Source organism: Turicimonas muris, from assembly GCF_002221595.1.
GTDB classification, from domain to species: Bacteria; Pseudomonadota; Gammaproteobacteria; order Burkholderiales; family Burkholderiaceae_F; genus Turicimonas; species Turicimonas muris.
On record NZ_NHMP01000004.1, the window covers coordinates 207296 to 227917 of the forward strand.

A 20622-nucleotide genomic window follows, 5' to 3' on the forward strand; every position below is an offset into this window, starting at 1 on the left:
AGCGGTCTTCGGGCCGCTTCTTTATTGGTCATCAGTCTTTTTGCCGGTGACAAGGCGGAATAATGAGAGCCAGCCTTTTACAAAAATTCCGACACAAATGGCAGAGATAATCGTTCCTTCTCGGATACCTTGAAGTTCTTTGAAGAAAAAGTAACTTAGCAAGACTGCCAAAACCACTAACATCACATCATTGAACACTTTAACTTTCGGGAAAGGTTTCCCCGAGAACAGAGCCATTGCAACAACCAGACCTTCTCCCGGAAGCACAGCAGCTTTTGAATAAATCTCTAACGAAACTCCAAGAGCGAGAACGACATTACCAAGCATGCTGAATGCGATTCTGTGCCAATAAGTCACAAGATCGATTGTCTGAACCCAGCTCATCGAGAAATCGATAAGGACAGAGAAAAAGTAAGTCATCGGCAGCTGCAGCAAAAGCACAAGCCATTTGACGTTTTTACGCAGCAGAAGCAACTGACCTAGAATCATTGCTACGTTGATAATCAAGGTAGTCTGGCCGAAGGTAAGACCTGATATATAAGAAGAAACCAGCGGCAAAGCGCTGATAGGAGTGGTTCCCAAGCCGGCAACAGTAACAATACTGATGCCAAGACTCATGATAGAGAGACCTAAAAGAAAAATAGTCCAATTAATAATGTGTGTTTTCAATCCTTTCTCCGAAGAAGATTGAATTTTACTATATGAAAATTATTTTCACATAAAGATAACCCCACAGCGTATTCACACTGGATGCTGCAGTCTTACCCATATTGGGAAAGATTAAAAATATATTTTCCTTTTACAAGTGATAACGTAAGATCTTATTAAAAAGTTACAGGGTCCGTTAATTTTTCAGGAGACGTCATGATTAAATTTCCAGCTTTTTTTGCTGCACTTGCTTTTTCTGCCACTGCTTCTGCACACTTCGGCAGCGTTCTCCCCGATAAACAGATTGTGGAAAATCAAAAAGATAATGTAGTGACATTGACTGCCGCCTTTAATCATCCGATGGAACAAACCGGCATGACAATGGACAAGCCGCAGAAATTCAGCGTTTTTAAAGATAATCATGCTCAAGACTTAACATCAACATTAAAGCCGGCCACCGTACTTGGCAAGGATGCTTGGACAACACAATACAAAATCTCCCGACCCGGCTTGTACCAATTCCTTCTTGAGCCAACTCCTTACTGGGAACCGGCCGAAGATAAGTTCATCATCCACTACTCTAAGTTATATGTTCCGGCTTACGGCATAGAGGAAGGCTGGGAAAATCCTTTGGGAGTAAAAACTGAAATTGTTCCTCTGACTCGGCCTTTCGGCAACTATGTCGGCAACCTTTTCCGAGGCAAAGTCCTAGTTGACGGGAAACCAGCTGCTAACACACCTGTTGAACTTGAGTTCTACAACAAAGGAAAGATAGCCGAGGCACCTAACGATATTTTTGTCACTCAAACGGTTATGACCGACGAACAAGGCATATTCAGTTACTCCGTCCCTTGGGCCGGTTGGTGGGGCTTTGCCGCCTTGACGGATGCCGACTATCAGATGAAAAAAGACGGTTCCGACAAAGATGTGGAACTTGGTGCTGTATTATGGACAGAATTTGTCTCTCCCAAGTTAAAGAAATAAATGCATATTGCTGAAGGAGTTCTATCTGCACCCGTACTGATTACGGGCGCAGTGGTTGCTGCGGCCGGTATCGCGTATGGATTGAAAAAGATTCCGGCCAATCATTTAATGCTGGCAAGCTTATTAGGATCTGCGTTTTTTGTGGCCAGCTTAATTCACGTTCCGATTGGTTTTTCCAGCGCACATCTTATTCTCAATGGACTCATCGGAGCCATCTTGGGAGCCGCATCTTTTCCAATCATTTTCGTTGCATTGCTCTTGCAAGCCGTGCTTTTCCAGTTCGGAGGATTTACTGTCTTAGGAGTGAATACAGCGACTATGGGAATTGGCGCCTGGGCAGCCGGATTAATCTTCCGCTGGCTAACGGGTCCGGCAACCAGCAAGAATTTAAAAACAGCAGGATTTGCGGCCGGGTTCAGCGGAGTTTTTATCTCAGGTCTTCTCACAGCCCTGGCGCTAGCCTTTTCTAATGAAGGCTTCGTTGCGGCGGCTTGGACGATTTTCTTAAGTAACCTGCCCGTCATGTTTATCGAAGGCATCCTCACAGCGATCGTGGTGGTGTACATTAAACGCACAGATGCAGGAGTTTTTGATGCAAAAACAAGCTAAGGTCATCCTTTCCCTTTTGGTTCCCCTTCTCTCTGTGTCTACGGGTAGCACAGCGTTTGCTCATCGGTTAAATGTATTTGCATACCCGTCCGGATCAGAGATTTGTGTAGAAGCATCTTTTGCGGGAGGAAATCCTGCAAAGAACGCTGACATAAAGATTGTCGATGAGCAGGGAAAGGTTGTTTTGACATCGAAGACATCCAAAGACGGCAAAAACTGTGCGGCAGTGCCCACAGACTTTAAGCCCGTTTCCTTAACTGTTGTTGTCAACGCCGGAGAAGGTCATCGGAATCAATGGACAATTGAGAAATCTGAATTCGATGGAATTTCTACACCTATCCCCCCTAATTCTCCTTCACCTGCAGCAATAGTCCCTCAGGCAGAAAGTAAGCTTCCGAAGTCCGGAGTGAAACTCTTCTCCCAGCAAGAAATGGACGAAGCAATCCGAGCGGCTAAACGCGATATTGAAGTTACCGTAATAGCGCCTCTAAGAAAACAGCTTGCAGAAGCTCAGCTGCCAAAAACAACCTTCAAAGATATCATCGGAGGAATCGGCTGGCTGGTAGGCATTGCAGGACTGATTGCTTGGTTTACCTCCCGAAGAAAACAGAAATAACTCATTTTGTCCGGCCGCTTTGCGATGAATATTTCTTCTTTTACTCCCGCCTCAAAAATACTAAGCGCATTAGTATTTGCGGCGGTGGCCGCCATTCTTCCGACAATTCCGTCGGCTTGTCTGGCCTTTCTTTGCAGCCTTATCGTCCTCTGCATATTTCCTCCTTCTTGGAATTCTTTTCTTAAAAGAGCTGCAGTGATCAATATTTTTGTATTGTTTATTTGGTTCTTTACGCCCTGGACAACACCGGGTGAATCTATGTGGGAAGGCAGCTGGTTCACAAAAGAGGGAGTTGTGTTGTCTTTGCTGGTAACTCTTAAAGTAAATGCGCTGTTTTGTATTTTTTATACCTTAGTCAGCTCCATGAGTTTCAGCCAGCTAGCTGCGGGGCTCAATCAGCTTGGATTTCCAGACAAACTTGTGGCGATGATTCTTTTCTGTGCCCGCGGAATAACGATTTTTGAAAAAGAGTATGCAAACTTAACGGAAGCCGCTAAGTTAAGAGGCTTTTATATGAAAACTGACCTTCGGACTTATCGAACTGTCGGTGCTATGGTCGCTTTGTTGTTTTCGAAAGCCTTCCGGAAGGGGAGAATCTTGGAACAAAGTATGATTCTGCGAGGCTTTAATGGCAAAATCAGAACATTAACCAAGTATCAGTGGACTGGAAAAGACATTGCTCTGTTGGGGGCCTTTTCCATCGTTTCTTTCTGTTTGAGCATAAGCGGATGGATGTTGTAAAGAACAATATGGCAGACACAGAGTTATTGTTGGAGCTAAAGGGCATTAGTTTTGGATTCTCGGAAAAAAAACCGCTTTATCGCCAAACCGGACTTTCTCTGCGTAAAGGTCAAAACCTCGGATTTTGGAGTCCGAATGGCAGCGGCAAAACAACTCTTTTCAAGATCATTACGGGACTAATCCAGCCTCAGGAAGGAGAAATATTCTTAAAAGGCAAGCCTATTAGCTCTGAGTCCGATTTCAGAGAACTTCGTTCAAAAGTTGGTTTTGTTCTTCAGCATTCCGATGACCAATTATTTTTTCCGGAAGTCATTGATGATGTCTCTTTCGGCCCTTTAAATCTGGGCTTTTCTGAAGAGGAGGCTTTATGCGCCTCTATGAATGCTTTGGAACGCCTTGGAATTTCCTCTCTAGCCCACTCATTAAGCTTTGAACTCTCGGGAGGCCAAAAGAAACTGGTTACTCTTGCAGCCGTCCTCTCCATGAGTCCGGAAATTCTGCTTCTAGACGAACCTTCGAACGGATTAGATGAAAAAAGCCGACATCTTCTCATCTCCCAAATCAATTCACAGGACTGCGCCAAAATCATCATCAGTCATGAGCCCGAGCTGTTGATTGAGACATGTGACAGTTTCATCACCATTCAGGAAAAGAAGATAGTTCCAGTACCGGCGCCCACCATACATGAGCATAGACATGCTCATTTCTTTGGAGGAACAGAACATACGCACGGGTCTTAGGACTCAGATTCAGTTACACGCAACCTACGATAATCTCCAATATTGAAGCCATATCCTTTATAGAATTATTCTACAGGAAACATCTATTGCTTTGTCTCCTCGTGGTTGTATAGCACTCTCGCGGGAAAACTGATCCCGTTAGATAACGCACCGAAATGTCAAACCCGCTCTTAAGCGGGTTCTATGCTTTCTGGAGAAAAGAAATATCTGATTATTTACTCAGGATATGTTCTGCTGCCTTTCTGCCGGTCCAAAGACTATGAGGTGTGCCGGAATCGTATGTAAGCTCTCCTACGGCATACAAATTGGGAATGATTTTCCCATCGATTGTTTTGCACTGCATAAAGTCATTTACATCTAAGCCTCCAACTGATACCTGAGTCCCAGGAAGAAGGCTGGATGCATAGTAGGGAGGATGAGTAAAATCTGTCTTCATGTTTAATGTTCTTCCAAAGGCTTCGTCTTTACCTTTTCGTACGGATTCCCCGTAAGTCTTTAACGTCTCTTCCAGATTCTTCTCTGGCACTCCGATCTTCCTGGCTAATTCAGCAACTGTTGGGGCCTCTACGAAATAACCTTTCTTTAAAAACCCTTGCAGACGTTTAGATGCTTTCATTGATTTGTCATCGATAATTACGAAACTTTTACCTTCCGGCTGAGCCATCATTTGTCTTGCCATCTTGGTATAGTCAGGATAGTAATCATCACAGAATCGTTTTCCTGCAAGATTAATCATAATTCCACCTTCCAATCTCGCAGCACTCATAGAAACATTTATTCCGTCCTGAGAATGGATTGAAGGATTTAGGCCAACTTCGGACGCACCTTTAACTGCCGCTTTTAGCTTTTCAGCTAAAACAATACCATCTCCTGTTGCACTCACCGCTGTAGTCGTCGGAAGTCCTTTCCATTCGGGGGCATATTTGGCAATTAAGCCTTGGTTATTATTGAAACCTCCTGTTGCAAGAACAACATTCTTTGCAAGTACTTCCTGTTTCTCGCCTCCTTTTTGCTCTATTTCAACGCCGAGAACCTTACCATTTTTATAAATTAAATTGACCACTTTTGCATTGGTCATGATTGGAATACCAGCCTCTTTCGTTTTTTCAGCGAGAACTTTCATTATTTTGGAACCAAGAGAACTTCCGTCAGAAATCCCGAGTTGGTAGTCGCTGATAACTCGCGTAAGCCCTACTCCTTTTTCGTTCAGCCAGTCGACATTTTTTTGAGAGTCATACATTCTTTGAGCGGTCCGAGGAAGGTTTGCGGCATTCCTTCCTGACTTTTCTGTCCTCTTAAGATAATCCGGTACCGACAGCACTTTACCTGCTGCTTGATGTTCTCTTGTGTTTACAGAAACGAAATATTGTGCTGCGAGATTAGTTGTGCCACCGAGGAAAGGCATTTTTTCCAGCACTAGAACGTCTTGCCCATATTTATTTAAATCTAAGGCGGCTGCAAGCCCAGAGATACCGCTTCCAACAATTACAGTACCTGTATGGATTGGCTCTAACGCATAAACGTTAGCAACAAGAAGCAATGCTGAGGTGAATGTAAAGACGGACTTGTATTGCATATCTTTTTCCTCCTAGGATTGACAAGTAGATAGAAGAAGTCTAGTTTCTGAAAGATAAATTTAATATTTTGATTTTTTTATAAAATATTTTTAAAAATTAAATGAATCTTCAAGCCCTAAAAATTTTCTATACAGTCATGACAACCGGCAGTTATTCGGCAGCCGCCCAAAAACATAATTGCTCTCAACCTACGGTAACCTTTCAGATACACCAATTGGAAGAATATCTAGGTATCCAACTGTTTGAGAAAATAGGACGTCACAATTATCCGACTGACCAAGCAAGAACACTGCTTCCCAAAGTAATCGGACTGCTAGACAATTTAGCTCAGATAGATAAGTTCAAGGAGGTTCGCAGAGACCTAAAAGGAGAGATTTATATTGGAATATGCGACGGAGTTTTTTCTTACCGTCTTCCGCATTTGTTTAAACGCTTTAATTTTCTGGCACCCAATGTGAACATCATCACACACTGTGACACAGCAGCAAGCCTAATTAGCCAGATTAACAAAGGAGAGCTTGACTTAGCTCTTACTTTTAACCGTGGAAATTATCCTGCTTCTGCCAGTACGTATCCTTTAAAAGTGATGAAATTATCTTTAATCGTTAATAGCCAAACAAAGATAGGGAAAAATGCTTTCATGTTTCCTAACCAAAGAATAGATCATCCTTTTATAGTCAGTAATCTTAACAGCGGTCCTGCAAAATTTTTTTTAAAGTTTTTAAAAGAATTCTGCATTGAAACCAAAGGAATGATTCAACTGAATAATGTCGAGAGCGTTAAACATTTTATTCTTAGCGATTTTGGCTTTACTTACACTCTTGAGCATAATTTTGACAGTGAAATTAAATCCGGAGCTTTGAAAGTTCTTCCAACGGCTCTAGGGCAGGCGAGTATTGGATTAATACTTATGAAGAACCGGAATAAGGTTGAGAGTCCTTCTGTCAGTTTGCTCTCTCAGCTAATTATCGAAGAACTTTCAAATCCAAAGGAAGAGTTCAAAGATTTTTACACGAAAACTCTTTTGAAATACCAGCTTCCTTTACGCAAAAACCGCTCTTAGAGTTAAAAACTATTCATCAAATTGTTGCTCAATCCTATACGAATTAAGAGAAAGCCTATCTTTTTCGATAAAAGACATTAATTTTTCTCTCCTGCCAGTTAAAAATTAGCAAACAAATTGGGCGTTACTTCCGCAACCATCCTTCGCTATGTCGTTCGAACAAATTGTTTGAGACTCTAGTCACCATGGGCAACCATCGCTACTTTTCTTTCTTAGCGTTCTCCCATTTGATAAAAGAAAAAGAAGCAAGTGCATCAGGTATGCCCGCGTCTCCAGCTACGATCAAAAATCAGATCTTCAATCTAAAAACTTGAGAGAAGTCTCTTAAAAATATCTCAAAATAGTGAACCATTAATTTGAGAAATTGCAATTTGATAAATAGAAATAAGGCGCAAGCTCTTTGGGCACAGAATACTAAATATATTTCAAGAAAGACAGCAACAACACAGTCAGTACACCAGCCATCAATGGCACCCAAGTTCTTTTCACCAACACCAGCGGATTAACTTTGATAGAGGCCGAGACAATAATTACCACAGCGGCAACCGGCGACATAGAACGGAACAAGTTGGACATACATTGCATCGGAAGAGCAACCATGATTGGGTCCAGCCCTGCTTTTTCAGCAATCTGCGGAATTATTTCGATAAAACTATAAAAGGCAGCATTACCGGAACCGCTGATGAAGGTAATCAAACCAGTAATTGCAGAAAATGCCAGCATAAGACCTGCTTTGGCGTTTTCAAAGTCAGACACAGAGCGAGAAATTGCATCTATGAGTCCGAGTGCGCGAAGGCCAGCAACCATTGTGGCGGCAGCAACGATTAATACGACTACCTTTGAAAAGCCGTCTCCCATTCCATTGAAGAAAAGTCTCAAATCCTTCATTGTTTCTTTGGCATTCTTATTTCGAACAAGTTCGCTAACCACGGCAGGAACTAAAGAGAAGAGAGTTATTTCAACTAAACCTACTTTTGCTTTACGGAAAAATACCCAGAAAAAGATGACAAGAAACAGCGGTAAAACCGGAAAAATTGAATACCAAATCGGTGTATTTTTTTCAGGGCGATTCTCTTCGATCATCGACTCTTGATTTAAGACCTCAAGTTCCGATCTTTGACGTTTGTCTAAGTAAGTTTGCCAGAAATAATGAACAATACCCATAACAAACAAAGCAGGAATGGTAATTGGTGCGCAGTGATAGAACACATAATCGACAACATTTTCAAAACCAAGAACGCGAGCAGCTACCACGTTATCTCCACCCAGCGGAGTCGGAACAATCGTAGCGGTAGTAGCAATAAGAGCTGCAGCAGTAAGAGTCGAAAGTCCTGCCGCACGGAGGACCGGATAAAGTGTGGCCATTAAGATTACTGCCAAAGAAGCCGCACTTGGGATAATGATCTGCAAGCAGGTGCCTATCCAGAAAACCAGCGGGATCAATAATGCCGGGTGTTTAATTTTGGAGAGCGGCTTTGTTAAAACTTTAATGACCATGTCGTTTGCGCCGATATGAGACATATAAGCTGCAAAGCCGAAGAGCGTAAGGATAATTAATCCTGCATTACTGAATTGCCTTACGAACTGTTCCCTAATTACCTTAAATGGATCGGCCCAAGCGAGCCCTGATGTAGCTTTAGCTCCGAGGACATCGTTCCCACCGATAAGGGCCAAATAAAGCATTACTAGGCCGGCGGCAAATAGAACAACCTTTGCATCATAGTTTTTAGCGATCGCCCAACCAGTAATTACAAGAATAATGACCGCAAGGATGCAATCAATCATTGTGAGTCTCCGGGATTTTTATTTAATAATTTTTTCATTTTAATGAGCATCGCCATTCAGAACATTTCGGAATGGACCTTACGGGTTAAAACTATGGGTAACAACCAATTGTTTTAACAATAAAATAAATGAAAACCCTATGGTGACAAGAGATTATGAACTTGAAAGATGTATATTGCTTTTGAATAATCTCACGGAGACAAAAATGCGAAAAGACAATCCTGGTTTTGTACCTGACTCTCCTTTTCAAAGATCCTTGCCTAAAGAGTGGATAGACTTCTTCAGTTCTTTCCCAAAAGTTGAACTTCACTGCCATTTACTTGGCACAACAGGAAAGGATACTTTTGAGGATTTGGTCAAAGAATCAGGGGCGGACATTCCGCAGTCCACAATAGATGAGTTTTATACACGCGGAGAGAAACCCGTTGGTGTGCTTAGAATTTTTCGAACACTCGAATCGCAGATCCTTTCAAAACCGGAATTCTTAAAAAGAATCACCTTTGAACATATGAAGCGTGTAGCGGAACAAAGTGTCCGTTACATCGAGTTCTACTGGAATTGGACTGGTCTTAAACATTTTATGAACTTTGAGGATGCTCAAAAAGCCATTGTAGAAGGCTTAGAAGACGGCGAGCGTGAATTCGGCGTAATTGGGAGGTCCGTTCCCGCGATTGACCGTGAAGCCTCTGCTGAAGATGCCGTTGAACTAGTCCAAGAAATGATTATCCATCGCCATCCTAAAACAATCGGACTTGGCATTGACTACCGCGAAACTAATCATGAACCTGAAAACTTCTGGAAAGCATTCAAGTTAGCAAAAGAAGCCGGCTTTAAGATCACAATTCATGCTGGAGAGTTCGGAGAACATTGGCGCAACGTGGAAACTTCGCTGAAGCTGCTGGGAGCTGACCGCATTGATCATGGCTACACTATTATTGACAATCCGGAATTAGCCGAAGAAGCGCATAGAAACGACGTCCATTTTGCTGTGGTTCCTACCAACTCTTACTATCTCAGAACCTTCACAGATGAAGAATGGGCATATAAGCATCCGGTGAAGAAAATGGCGGAATTTGATCTCAAAATTTTTCCAAACAGTGATGATCCCACAATGCATCAAGTATCAATTTCAGAATCGTGGCTGCTGATGTTCAACTTTCTTGGATTCTCATTGGAAGATTTGAGAAAAATGCTTGAAAACAGTATAGAAGCTGCTTGGGTTGATGAAGCTACCAAAAAAGAATGGAAAAGAGATTGGCTCCTTGAGTTCGACAAATTAGCAAAGAAGCTTCCCTCTCTTGCTTAGTCATCTGATGAATCCTATCCAAGCTAAAGCAATTGATAGTTTTAACTGATCAAATAAAACCTCCGAGAGGCTTGACACTTCATCGGAGGTTTTCATTTGAGCTAGATGTTTATTACATCATGCCAGGCATCCCGCCCATTCCGCCCATCGGAGGAACTTCAGGCTTGTCTTCCGGCAAATCAGCAATCATGCACTCAGTTGTGAGAATGAGGCTGGAGACAGAAGCGGCATTCTGAAGGGCTGTGCGGGTAACCTTAGTCGGATCCAAAACGCCCATTTCGATCATGTCACCATATTCGCCTGTCTGAGCATTGAAACCGAAGTTCCCTTTGCCGTTAGCAACGCGGTCAACTACAACGCTTGGCTCATCACCAGCATTGCGAACGATCTGGCGCATTGGCTCTTCCATGGCGCGCAAGACGATCTTAATACCAGCGTCTTGTTCAGGATTGTCACCCTTAAGATCTTTGATAGCCTGTTTAGCGCGGATAAGAGCAACACCGCCGCCGGCAACAACACCTTCTTCAACAGCAGCACGTGTAGCATGCAGAGCATCTTCAACACGGGCTTTCTTTTCTTTCATTTCAACTTCAGTAGCAGCGCCGACTTTAATCAATGCGACACCGCCTGCCAACTTGGCAACACGTTCCTGAAGTTTTTCGCGATCGTAATCGCTGGAGGTTTCTTCAATCTGCTTGCGAATCTGTTTAACTCTAGCTTCGATCTGATCTTCCTTACCGGCACCGTCGATGATAGTTGTGCTTTCTTTGTTAACTTCGACTTTCTTAGCAGAGCCAAGTTCGTTCAAAGTTGCTTTATCAAGGCTCAAGCCGACATCACTACTGATGACTGTACCGCCTGTGAGGATAGCGATATCTTCGAGCATGGCTTTACGACGATCACCGAAGCCAGGTGCCTTAACTGCAACAGTCTTCAATACGCCGCGGATGCTGTTGACAACCAATGTTGCAAGAGCTTCGCCGTCGATGTCTTCAGCAATGATGAGCAATGGTTTGCCGGCCTTAGCAACCTGTTCAAGGATTGGGAGAAGATCACGAATGTTGCTAATCTTCTTTTCAACCAACAGGATGTATGGGTTGTCTAACAAGGCGACTTGTTTGTCAGGATTGTTAATGAAGTATGGGGAGAGGTAGCCGCGATCGAACTGCATACCTTCGACAACTTCAAGTTCATTGTGGAGGCTCTTGCCGTCTTCAACGGTAATAACACCTTCCTTGCCAACCTTGTCCATGGCTTCAGCAATGATGTCGCCGATTTCATGATCAGAGTTAGCAGAAATAGCACCAACCTGTGCTATTTCTTTGCTGGTTGTTGTTGGTTTGCTGAGTTTATGGAGTTCTGCGATAGCAGCAGCGACAGCCTTGTCGATACCGCGCTTCAAATCCATTGGGCTCATACCGGCAGCAACAAACTTCATGCCTTCGTCAACGATGGCTTGTGCTAAAACGGTAGCTGTTGTTGTACCGTCACCGGCGTTATCGCTGGTCTTAGAAGCAACTTCCTTAACCATCTGAGCGCCCATATTTTCAAATTTGTCTTTGAGCTCTACCTCTTTGGCAACGGAAACACCGTCTTTAGTGATTGTAGGACCGCCGAAAGCGCGTTCCAAAACAACGTTGCGACCTTTAGGTCCCAAAGTAACCTTAACGGCGTCAGCCAAAACGTTTACGCCGCGAACCATGCGAGTGCGGGCGTCATTGCCAAACAATACTTGCTTAGAAGCCATTTTGAAAAGATCTCCTATTTCTAAATTATTTATTCTGTGCCGCTTATTCCAAGACACCCATGATGTCTTCTTCGCGCATTACAAGATATTCTTCTCCGTCAACTTTAACGGTCTGCCCGGAATACTTGCCGAACAAGACACGATCGCCGACCTTAACGTCCATAGGAATTAATTTTCCTGCATCATCGCGCTTGCCAGGACCGACTGCCAAAACTTCACCTTGATCCGGTTTTTCGCCGGCAGCATCAGGAATGTAGAGGCCGGAAGCAGTACGGGTTTCTGGTTCAACGCGCTTGACGATCACGCGGTCGTGCAAGGGACGAATATTCATCTTATAACTCCTTATCTTTTAAAAATCTAAGTCACGCAACTGTGCTAGTGAATATGTGGGGACCATCTTTTATTTTTCAAGTCCCCGCGTGCGACTAGGTGTAAATACTAACAATATCCAAAATAGGTTGGGTGTTATTTCTCGACAATCTGTAAGAAATATCGAATTTTATACTCTCGAATGTTTCTTCATGTGCCCAAAAAAGGTTTATCTTCCAAGCTCAAACTAGAAAGAAAATAAATCTGTGTTAAACCACATCCTAACTAAGGGCGCACTAAGTTAGAAGAAGACGCGATGAAGAGTAAATTTGTTCAGTACATGTGCTTGTCGGCTTTTGCATTAACCTGTTCTTTAGGAGGGCTTGCGAACGCCTCTGCTCCTACTAAAGAGCCTCAAAAAAATAAAAAGACGGCAGTATCTAAGAAAGTTGCTGTGCCAAAAAAAGCTGTACAGCCAGCCAAAAAAAACGTTAAGAAGAATACAGTAAGAACGGCGTTGACTAAGGCAAAAAAGGCGGTTGTACCAATATCCGCGGCGGCCATTCCTTCAGCTTTGGCTCTTTCTTCCGGGAAGACCTCTAGTGCAGTTTCAGAATTGCCTTCTGAAATTTCTCATGCAATGCTAAGGGCCCGCGTAGATAAAAACGATCTTTCTATCGCGGTCATTCCGCTTGGATCTGAAGGTAAAAAACTTTTGATCAATGCCAACCAGCCGAGAATCCCTGCTTCCGTTGAAAAAATAGTCACCTCTGCTGCAGCTCTGGATTTGCTTGGTCCCTCAAATGTTTGGTCGACGTATATTGCTTCTGAGGCCGAGCCCGAAAACGGCATACTGAAAGGGAACTTGTATTTGATTGGTTCCGGAGATCCTTACTTAACTATTGAGAGATTTTGGCTGCTGTTGGATAACCTTCGTGCCCGAGGAATCAAAACCATTGATGGTGACATAATCCTAGATCGAAGCTCTTTCCAAGTGCCGGCACATGATCCATTTGCTTTTGATGGAGAAGGCAATCGGCCTTACAACCTCGGCCCTGATGCTCTGCTAATTAACTCTCGCTCCTTAATCATTAAATTCAGACCAGATCCGAAAAAGGGCGTTGCTTATCTATACCCTGAGCCAATCCTGGAAGGCATCAAGCTTCCCGAAAATATTCCGCTCAGCAAGGAAGTTTGCGGAGCTTGGCGAAAACAAATTAATCCGGACTACTCCAATCCCTACCATCCGGTCTTTAAAGGGAAATATCCATCCAGCTGCGGTGCTAAGAATTTGATGTATACCGCCTTTGCGCAAAACGAATATGTGAACGCGATTTTCTCCTCTATGTGGAAACAGATGGGAGGAGAATGGAAGGGAACGGTCAAAAACGGAAAAGCTCCAGAGGAACGCACCGTCTTGGCTAGCTCTTATTCTGACCCGCTCACCAAACTTGCCTACAACATGAACAAGTACAGCAATAATCTGATTGCTCGGCAATTGTTCTTGGCGTTAGGTAAAACAGCAAAAGATGAGCCCAAGAATTTAGCTAAAAGCCGCGAAACAATGAAAGAGTGGGCGCAGACTTTAAAAATCTCGCCGAGAGAACTCTATCTGGATAACGGGTCGGGCCTATCTAGGAGCTCTCAGCTTTCAGCAGCCGCTGCCGCCAGAGTACTTGAGTATATGTGGAACCATAAAGTCATGGCTGAATACATGGCTTCCATGCCGATTTCCGGAATTGACGGAACAATGAAAAAACGCCCTGTTGCCAAGGGACAAGCTCACATAAAGACCGGATATATCTCCGGCGTCCGCTCGATTGCCGGATACGTGCTGACCGCCTCAGGTAAGCGCTACGCGGTAGCAGCCATCATCAATGGGAACACCGCTATCAACGCAATACCCGTAATGGACGCGATTATCGACTGGGTGTACTCTGAGTGCTAGACTTTTTACAGTTATATAAGGAGATCTACACCTATGAGCGAGAGAGTAGAAAACATGATTCGTGACAATATCAATGAAGCTTTGGAACAAGCAGATGAGCTGCTTAAGAAAGCTGCAAATGCATCCGATGAAAATGCAAAAGAATTGCAAGAACAAGCTAAGAAGAAGTTGCGCATTGCTCGCGAAACACTTGCTGATTTTTATCAAAACGCGTCCTCTCAAGGTAAGGAAATTGCCGATGATATCAATTCATGCGTCCATGAAAATCCGTGGCGTGCTGTCGGTATCGCTGCTGCAGCCGGCGTCCTCCTTGGTTTACTTATCGCAAAGAAGTAAATAAATGACAAAGTCCGTTCCACCGAAGAATGATGCTTCGCTGAGATCTGTTCTCGACTTGTTCGTTGAAGGCTTGTCCACGCGTGCTCAGATTTTCGGTCTTGAGCTCTCGGTGGCTAAGGACAACACGGCGAAAAGCGCCCTCAATATGGTGTTAGCCGCATTGTTCGGCATTTTCGCCTTAGTCTTCATCTCAGTGGCCTTATTGGTTATCTTCTGGGATGACCACAGAATATTTGTTGCGTGCTGTCTGGCAGGCTTTTACACGGTGATGTTTCTTTTTTTCCTCGCAAGAGCAAAAAATTTGGCATCCAATCTTCCGTATGCCTTTACAGAGTCGAAGCAGATTATATCTAACGACTTAGAAGCCCTGCGTCGTTCACTAAACACTCCGACTCATAAAGATCAGGAGGAGAAATAAGATGCAAGCTAATGAAAATGTCGCCAAAAAGCTAGCTGACCTCACCATGAAGGCAAAGCTCGAGAGAGCCGAACTTCAGCAGGAAATATACGAAATCCGCAACAAACCTCGAACTTTAGCAAATGTCGGAGTTGCCGCCTACAAGACGGCTCGCTCGATAGGTTTGGATGATATGAAAGTTATTCTCCCTATTGCTAAGACGGTACTTCTGCCCGCAGGGATAGCTCTCGGAAGAATTCTTGCTGAGAAAAGCAGCCCTAAAAGAGTCGCCGGAGTTGCGGGTATAGTCCTGGGAGCTTTTGGTATCTTAAAAGGCATCCAATACGACAAGAAACGCAGAGCTCTCCGAGAGGAAGAAAAAGGATATCTTCCTGAAGTAATTGAAGAGCCAACCTCCAAAAAGTAAACGTTTTCTGAACGCCCTAGAGAGAAGACGCTGGTAAGGCGTCTTTTCTGTATTAAGTTAAAGAGAGTATTCTCTTGCTTGCGTCTTGCACGGATTGCTATCCGTCAAATACAGTTTCTTGTCTGTAACATCAACAACCATCGACCACAAAGACCGATGACGGTGATACACCGCAACTGTTTCGTCATCATGACGGCAGACGCCTTCAGGATGTCCTGCGTGATCCGACAAGACTCGGAAAAGGCCTTCGACAGTCATTTTTCCTTCTTGTTTAACCAACCTTCTGGCTCGGTCCAAACGGATGAACGTTGAATTGTAGGAATAATTAGTTGCTTCTCCTCCCAAAATCATCTTCATTGAAAGCCAATGGTTGGAGTGGCAAATTGTTTCGCCGTCAGACAGCAGAATATCCATATCGATTGGCGCATATTCAATGAAAAGAAGCAAACCATCAGAGCTTGCCAATCCGACACATCCGCTTCCGGCGCGTTTGGCTTTCGCAACGGCATCGATGGCTTTAGGAATAGTTGGGCAGGACAAAGCACCTCTTAAAAGTACTATTGCCGGAACACCAATCCTTCCATTCCGCGCGGATAAAGCATTAAGAGACAGTGCGATGCCGTTTTCATTCAAGCCTTTTCCGCCTACCAAACCTGCTTCGGTAATAATAAGTACTTTGGGATAAGGAGTTTGCTCCACCTCCACAATTACAGTAGTACCTTCACCGATGGCCCACCAGTCCCAATTCTGAGCTAGGTAGGTATGACCACTTGCGCTTGCCTCCGGCGGAACTCCAATAGTTGTGCAAGCATCTTCTGCTAGTTTTGCTTTGGCAAACATAATCTCAGAGCGGCAATTCAAAGTCAGGATTGTGACAAGGTCAACGCCGGCACCGTCTGCAATGCCTTGCATTTCGTCTATCAAATCCGGACGATAATCTTCTATTTCTTTCCGAAACGGTTCGGAGAGCTTAATAGCCTTGTCCCAACTGATGGAAGCTTCTTTTTCGAAAAGAACTTTATATTCTTCAATAACCTTAAAAATTCTTTCCTTTGCTTGGCTTCCGTACTGGAAACCTCTTTCATACGGAGTGCCGGAAATCTTTATGAACTGATGCATCTATTCATTCCTTTTTCTCTAGAGTTAGCCGTTCGCATTCAAGTAGCCGCAAACTGAAGATTACGAATTGACGGCGATACTTTGTTCGCTACATTGTAGAGATTAAGTTTAGCTTTTGCTTCTGAGTTCACTCAAAGGCTTCTGGAAATCACCTGTTCACTACAAGTGTTCCAAGGAAATCCCAGGAAAATGGATGATAGCCAAACTGGACCTCTCACGAGATTTATTACCGGTCGAGAAAGTCCAGCTTGCAGTTCTTATTAGGCACTCGGCAGCCAAGAGTCTCTTTGACGCGTATGGCGCGGAGCTAAGTGCTGTATCAGTTTAATCTTGTGCATTGGGTCAGGATTTTCGCTTACAAGCTTGAAGTACATTGAATCGGGCACCATAGACCCGGCACGGTGAGCAGTTTCTTTAGCGATCGCACTAATCATTGCATTCCAGTCAACGAGAAGCACTGAATTCTCTTCGGCTTTCTCATCACGTTTCCATGAAAAAGCATTTCTCAAAGGAATTAGAGGAGAAAGGAAAACGTAGGCCGAAACCATAAAGAGCACAAAAGCCGTACCATATGCCGATGTATCCAAGCCATGGACACCGAGCCCTTCGTAAAACCAAGGCTTAGAAACAACCTCGCCAAGAAGCCAGAAGAAAAGGAAAGAGACAATAAGCAAAGCCGCCCAAGTCATAAAGTTATGAGTTTGCTTGTACTGACAGACCTTATTGGCGATGAGTGCCTCAATTTCAAGCGGGGATAGGTGCTCAAGAACGTACTTGCTGAGGATAATTTTCTTATTGAATCCGTATCCAACAATTTGTACGCCCTCCGAGGTTTTTGCATCCTTTTCTTCATCCACAAAAAGTTTTGCTGATTCAAAACGGATCCGTCGTTGAAAAGCCTCCAACCGTTCTTTCAGGTCAACGTTAGTCATTGGACGTACAGCAACTCCATTAAAAGAAAGCCCCAAATGTACGGCAACGCCAATTCCATATACAGCCAAAGCAGCCCAAAACCACCACAAACCAGTCCCCAACATCCAAATCGGCAGTACCACTAACGGAACAAGTGTGCAGAATACTAAACGCTTCAAGAAATGGCTTTTCCCGGAAACTGCCAGCTTAGTTTGTCTAAAAGCAGAAAAGAGCAAGTCGATAGCGACAAAAACAGCTAACACGCCAAATACGATGAAATATTGGGTTAGCAATCCACTCCCGAAATTAGCAATCAGTGTAGAACTAAACCAACCTAAAACTCCTCCATATGTAAGAAGAAGGATAGCCACTAAGTTTGTAATTCTACGAATCTCGAACACTTTCGCTTCGTAAAGGCACAAATCGGATGTTTTCTGATGCTCGGACAAACTTACGTAATCAGAAAAGACATGAGGGACAGTGTCTCGGTGCAGTTTGACGGAACGAACTTGCCTTACATAAAAATAAAAAATCAATAAAGCGTTTCCAAATAAGAACAATAAAAAGAGAATTTCAAAAGCCATTACCTCACCCGTCTTTCTTGTATTTTTAGGATCTTAGGAATTACCAGTACAAAGATAGACGAGCGTAACGCTTTAGGCGCATAAAACGCACCATAAGGAGCGCTCCAATTTGTAACGGAGCCTTAACTATCGGCTCGCTGATTACATCTGGAAGCGCTTTTGCCTAACTTCTGCAAAGTATTTTCAGAATTTCTCTAGATCAGGTTAACTGCTATCAATAAAAAAGGAAGAACAACAATCATTCCAACGGTCGAAGCACCGATGGCTTCTGAGGCAAATTCTTCATCTCCTCCGTATCCCTTGGATAAGACGGCAATCACAGAAGACACAGGCAATGCGGAAGCAAGGATGAAACACTTCCGCATAAGAGGATCCATATCCAGCGACATTGTGCATAAATACATCACGAGGGGTCGTATAACAAAGCAGGACAGGAGAACAAGCCAGACCTCTCGCGGCATCTTTCTTAACTTCTCCACCCCAATCTGGTGAATGGTAATACCTACAAAAATAAGTGCTAAAGGTGTTGTCAGCTGTCCTAGATAGCGAGTCGAGACTTGGATAAAGTTTGGAACCGTTATTGAAGAAAGAACCACCACGAGACCTAAAAGAAACGCCAATAAGGGAGGAGACAAAAGCATCCTCAAACCTTTAAGCGAAATAATTTTAGGAGCGACTCCCGTTCCTTTGCGCACTCCGTCCACCTGAATATTAAAAAGACCAACCGTCCAAATAAACACGCAGTTGGCAAAGAAGTACACCAATAAGTACGGAATACCGTCTGAACCATACATCGTCGACACCAAAGGAACACCGACAAATAAAACGGTTGCCGCCGAAAAAGCCGCGATAAAAGTCCCTTTCAAATGAGGTCTTACCCAACCTAAGCGGATAAAGAGCAGAGAAATAAAATAATTAATAGCGACTGTTAGAAACGGGACTCCCGCAAAAGTCAAAAGATTGAGTAACTCATCATGAGAAAATTTTGAAATTACCGAATAGAACAGAAAGCATGGAATTGAAGTGTTTACCAACTTCGAAACAGTGGCGCGGCTAGACGGCAAATCGAAATATCTTTTTCTGGACAGCCATACTCCAAAGCAAATAATGGTCAATAAAACAAAAAGCGCGGAGATAGACTGTAATATCGTTGAGGCTAGCATTCTTATTTTTCTCCTGAGGCTGTCTAAGTCTACCTCACCCGAAGTCCTCTCTATCTCTTAAAGGAAATCTTTTTCCTTGTTGCAGTGAAAATCTGCACGGCAGTCATTCATGGATTCATTGCTTGAAATATCGGATTTTGCATGACGCAATGACTTTAGGAGATTCCCGATAGTTACTGCATCGTAGTCAGAAGAAAATTCCTGCATGATGCAAAGTAAAAGCTACAGGAGCCTCCGCCTTTGCAGGAGTTCACTGCAGCTTCATACTGTCTTACGAGTAATTTAAGATGCTTTCTCAGAAAGATTATCTTCCGGAAGTTTAGAAATTAAGATTCTGTCAAGACGCCGTCCGTCCATTTCTAACACATAGAACTCCCAGCCGTCCCATTTGACCTTGTCACCTTGTCGAGGAATTCTTTCGAGCAGGAACATCACCATACCTCCAACTGTGGTGTAATGGTCTTCCTCTTCTTCCGGAACTTCATCGATATCGAGCAGGTCCTTCAACTCCGGAATAGGGAGCAAGCCATCTACTTCAAAAGAGTTCTCTCCCTTTTTGATAATTTGAGCATCCTCCGGAGTAGTCGGAGTAAATTCTCCTGCAATAGCTTCCAGCACGTCGTGCGGAGTCACCAAGCCGAGAATTGCTCCATATTCATCAACAACAAAAGCTAAAGAAGCAGAATTCTTCCTAAAATTTTCCAAAAGCTCCATACCGGTTAAAGATTCCGGTACGAAAACCAAGGGTTCATATTGATCCTGAGCCTTGAAGTTAGGCTTTCCGGTCTGAACCATTTGTTTAAGAAGCTGACGAGTCGTCACAATGCCCTTAACTTCATCCAAACCGCCGTCGCAGACCGGCAAACGAGAATAAGGAGAATTCAGAATCTTCTCCATATTAACTTCTCTGCTGTCCTGTAGATCGATAAATTCCACTTCACTTCTTGGAATCATCAAAGAGGCAACTAATCTGTCGTCGAGACGAAATACATTTCTGACCATTGTATGCTCTTGAGCATCCAATACTCCGGTTTCTCCGCCTTCTTCAATCATCGAGTGAATTTCTTCTTCTGTTAGTTGCTGACTGTTATTTTGAATACCAAGTAACTTCAGTAAGGACTCAGTAGAAACTGAGAGCAGTTTGACAAATGGGAGTGCAATAAAAGCAAGCCAATGAATGGGCTTAGCGACAAATCTTGCGATGGCATCAGCAGCAATCTGACCGACTCTCTTAGGAACAAGCTCGCCTATGACAATGGAGAAATAAGTAATGCCGATTACCACACACGCCATAGCTAACCCGCGGGCAGTCGCCTCGTTGAGCGGGAAAGCTTCGGTCAGTACCTTGGAGAGAGGATCAACAAGTGCAGACTCGCCGACAATACCGGACAAAATTCCGATAGAAGTAATGCCCACTTGAATTGTCGATAAAGCCCTTGTCGGATTTTCAGAGAGCATAAGAGCCAACTTGGCTCCCGGGGCCTCATCTTCAGCAAGCATTTGTAGTTTGGTACGCCGGGCCGTAACAATGGCAATTTCGCTCATGGCAAAAAAGCCATTCACACAAATTAATAAGAACAAACAGCCGACATCTATCCAGACGCTCAT

Annotated in this window: 20 protein-coding genes; 11 read left to right on the top strand and 9 right to left on the bottom strand. The window is 43.7% G+C overall.

From position 1 onward, the window contains the following. Nucleotides 1–21 precede the first annotated feature (21 nt). Nucleotides 22–669 carry a YczE/YyaS/YitT family protein gene (locus tag ADH67_RS07975; protein ID WP_236578423.1) on the bottom strand — a complete coding sequence of 216 codons (648 nt, stop codon included), beginning with the start codon at nucleotides 667–669 and terminating at the stop codon, nucleotides 22–24. Nucleotides 670–864: 195 nt separating this feature from the next. On the opposite strand from ADH67_RS07975, the gene ADH67_RS07980 reads away from it, so the two are divergent. The 5 genes from ADH67_RS07980 to ADH67_RS08000 are packed head-to-tail and all read left to right on the top strand — an operon-like array spanning nucleotide 865 to nucleotide 4338. Continuing rightward, nucleotides 865–1632, top strand: a complete 768-nt coding sequence (locus ADH67_RS07980; RefSeq protein ID WP_066595198.1) for a DUF4198 domain-containing protein — start codon at nucleotides 865–867, stop codon at nucleotides 1630–1632. Next, the gene (gene cbiM, locus ADH67_RS07985) at nucleotides 1633–2241 is read left to right on the top strand and encodes a cobalt transporter CbiM (protein WP_066595200.1); all 609 of its coding nucleotides are present in this window, start codon (nucleotides 1633–1635) and stop codon (nucleotides 2239–2241) included. Beyond that, nucleotides 2225–2857 (top strand): hypothetical protein, encoded by a 633-nt coding sequence (locus ADH67_RS07990; RefSeq protein WP_066595205.1) that lies wholly within the window; start codon nucleotides 2225–2227, stop codon nucleotides 2855–2857. The genes cbiM and ADH67_RS07990 overlap by 17 nt, the downstream gene beginning before the upstream one ends. Before the next feature lie 24 nt (nucleotides 2858–2881). Then, complete coding sequence (locus ADH67_RS07995) at nucleotides 2882–3598, top strand: energy-coupling factor transporter transmembrane component T family protein (RefSeq protein WP_066595206.1); 717 nt, start codon at nucleotides 2882–2884, stop codon at nucleotides 3596–3598. A gap of 8 nt (nucleotides 3599–3606) precedes the next feature. Next, nucleotides 3607–4338: an energy-coupling factor ABC transporter ATP-binding protein gene (locus tag ADH67_RS08000; protein ID WP_066596022.1), complete on the top strand. Its 732-nt coding sequence runs from the start codon at nucleotides 3607–3609 to the stop codon at nucleotides 4336–4338. A gap of 211 nt (nucleotides 4339–4549) precedes the next feature. Here the strand turns inward: ADH67_RS08000 and ADH67_RS08005 are convergent, their stop codons facing one another. Beyond that, on the bottom strand, nucleotides 4550–5914 hold the full coding sequence (locus ADH67_RS08005; RefSeq protein ID WP_066595207.1) for an FAD-dependent oxidoreductase: 1365 nt from the start codon (nucleotides 5912–5914) through the stop codon (nucleotides 4550–4552). A gap of 101 nt (nucleotides 5915–6015) precedes the next feature. Here ADH67_RS08005 and ADH67_RS08010 point away from each other — a divergent pair, with 101 nt between their 5' ends. After that, nucleotides 6016–6978: a LysR family transcriptional regulator gene (locus ADH67_RS08010; RefSeq protein ID WP_066595209.1), complete on the top strand. Its 963-nt coding sequence runs from the start codon at nucleotides 6016–6018 to the stop codon at nucleotides 6976–6978. 414 nt (nucleotides 6979–7392) lie between these two features. On the opposite strand, the gene dcuC is transcribed toward ADH67_RS08010, so the two are convergent. Beyond that, a complete protein-coding gene (gene dcuC, locus ADH67_RS08015) occupies nucleotides 7393–8763 on the bottom strand; it encodes a C4-dicarboxylate transporter DcuC (RefSeq protein WP_066595214.1) in 1371 nt (456 codons plus the stop codon). Nucleotides 8764–8968: 205 nt separating this feature from the next. Here dcuC and ADH67_RS08020 point away from each other — a divergent pair, with 205 nt between their 5' ends. Further along, nucleotides 8969–10069: an adenosine deaminase family protein gene (locus tag ADH67_RS08020; RefSeq protein ID WP_066595216.1), complete on the top strand. Its 1101-nt coding sequence runs from the start codon at nucleotides 8969–8971 to the stop codon at nucleotides 10067–10069. Nucleotides 10070–10181: 112 nt separating this feature from the next. Here the strand turns inward: ADH67_RS08020 and groL are convergent, their stop codons facing one another. Both groL and ADH67_RS08030 read right to left on the bottom strand, forming a co-directional pair. Beyond that, the gene (gene groL, locus ADH67_RS08025) at nucleotides 10182–11816 is read right to left on the bottom strand and encodes a chaperonin GroEL (RefSeq protein WP_066595218.1); all 1635 of its coding nucleotides are present in this window, start codon (nucleotides 11814–11816) and stop codon (nucleotides 10182–10184) included. Between the two features lie 43 nt (nucleotides 11817–11859). Continuing rightward, entirely contained in the window at nucleotides 11860–12147 is a 288-nt protein-coding gene (locus ADH67_RS08030) for a co-chaperone GroES (protein ID WP_066595220.1), read from the bottom strand. A 294-nt stretch (nucleotides 12148–12441) separates the two neighbouring features. Here ADH67_RS08030 and dacB point away from each other — a divergent pair, with 294 nt between their 5' ends. The 4 genes from dacB to ADH67_RS08050 are packed head-to-tail and all read left to right on the top strand — an operon-like array spanning nucleotide 12442 to nucleotide 15236. Next, nucleotides 12442–14073 (top strand): D-alanyl-D-alanine carboxypeptidase/D-alanyl-D-alanine endopeptidase, encoded by a 1632-nt coding sequence (gene dacB, locus ADH67_RS08035; protein WP_236578424.1) that lies wholly within the window; start codon nucleotides 12442–12444, stop codon nucleotides 14071–14073. A gap of 33 nt (nucleotides 14074–14106) precedes the next feature. Next, nucleotides 14107–14409 carry an ElaB/YgaM/YqjD family protein gene (locus ADH67_RS08040; protein WP_066595222.1) on the top strand — a complete coding sequence of 101 codons (303 nt, stop codon included), beginning with the start codon at nucleotides 14107–14109 and terminating at the stop codon, nucleotides 14407–14409. Between the two features lie 4 nt (nucleotides 14410–14413). Beyond that, nucleotides 14414–14830, top strand: a complete 417-nt coding sequence (locus ADH67_RS08045) for a phage holin family protein (protein ID WP_066595223.1) — start codon at nucleotides 14414–14416, stop codon at nucleotides 14828–14830. Nucleotide 14831: 1 nt separating this feature from the next. Then, entirely contained in the window at nucleotides 14832–15236 is a 405-nt protein-coding gene (locus ADH67_RS08050) for a hypothetical protein (protein ID WP_066595225.1), read from the top strand. 57 nt (nucleotides 15237–15293) lie between these two features. Here the strand turns inward: ADH67_RS08050 and ADH67_RS08055 are convergent, their stop codons facing one another. The 4 genes from ADH67_RS08055 to ADH67_RS08070 form a co-directional block, all read right to left on the bottom strand. Then, complete coding sequence (locus ADH67_RS08055; protein ID WP_066595227.1) at nucleotides 15294–16355, bottom strand: C45 family autoproteolytic acyltransferase/hydrolase; 1062 nt, start codon at nucleotides 16353–16355, stop codon at nucleotides 15294–15296. A 260-nt stretch (nucleotides 16356–16615) separates the two neighbouring features. Further along, nucleotides 16616–17851 (bottom strand): M48 family metalloprotease, encoded by a 1236-nt coding sequence (locus ADH67_RS08060; protein ID WP_066595229.1) that lies wholly within the window; start codon nucleotides 17849–17851, stop codon nucleotides 16616–16618. A 194-nt stretch (nucleotides 17852–18045) separates the two neighbouring features. Further along, nucleotides 18046–19014, bottom strand: coding sequence for an AEC family transporter (locus tag ADH67_RS08065; RefSeq protein WP_066595231.1), 969 nt, complete (start codon nucleotides 19012–19014; stop codon nucleotides 18046–18048). A 282-nt stretch (nucleotides 19015–19296) separates the two neighbouring features. After that, nucleotides 19297–20622 carry a hemolysin family protein gene (locus tag ADH67_RS08070; protein WP_084081572.1) on the bottom strand — a complete coding sequence of 442 codons (1326 nt, stop codon included), beginning with the start codon at nucleotides 20620–20622 and terminating at the stop codon, nucleotides 19297–19299.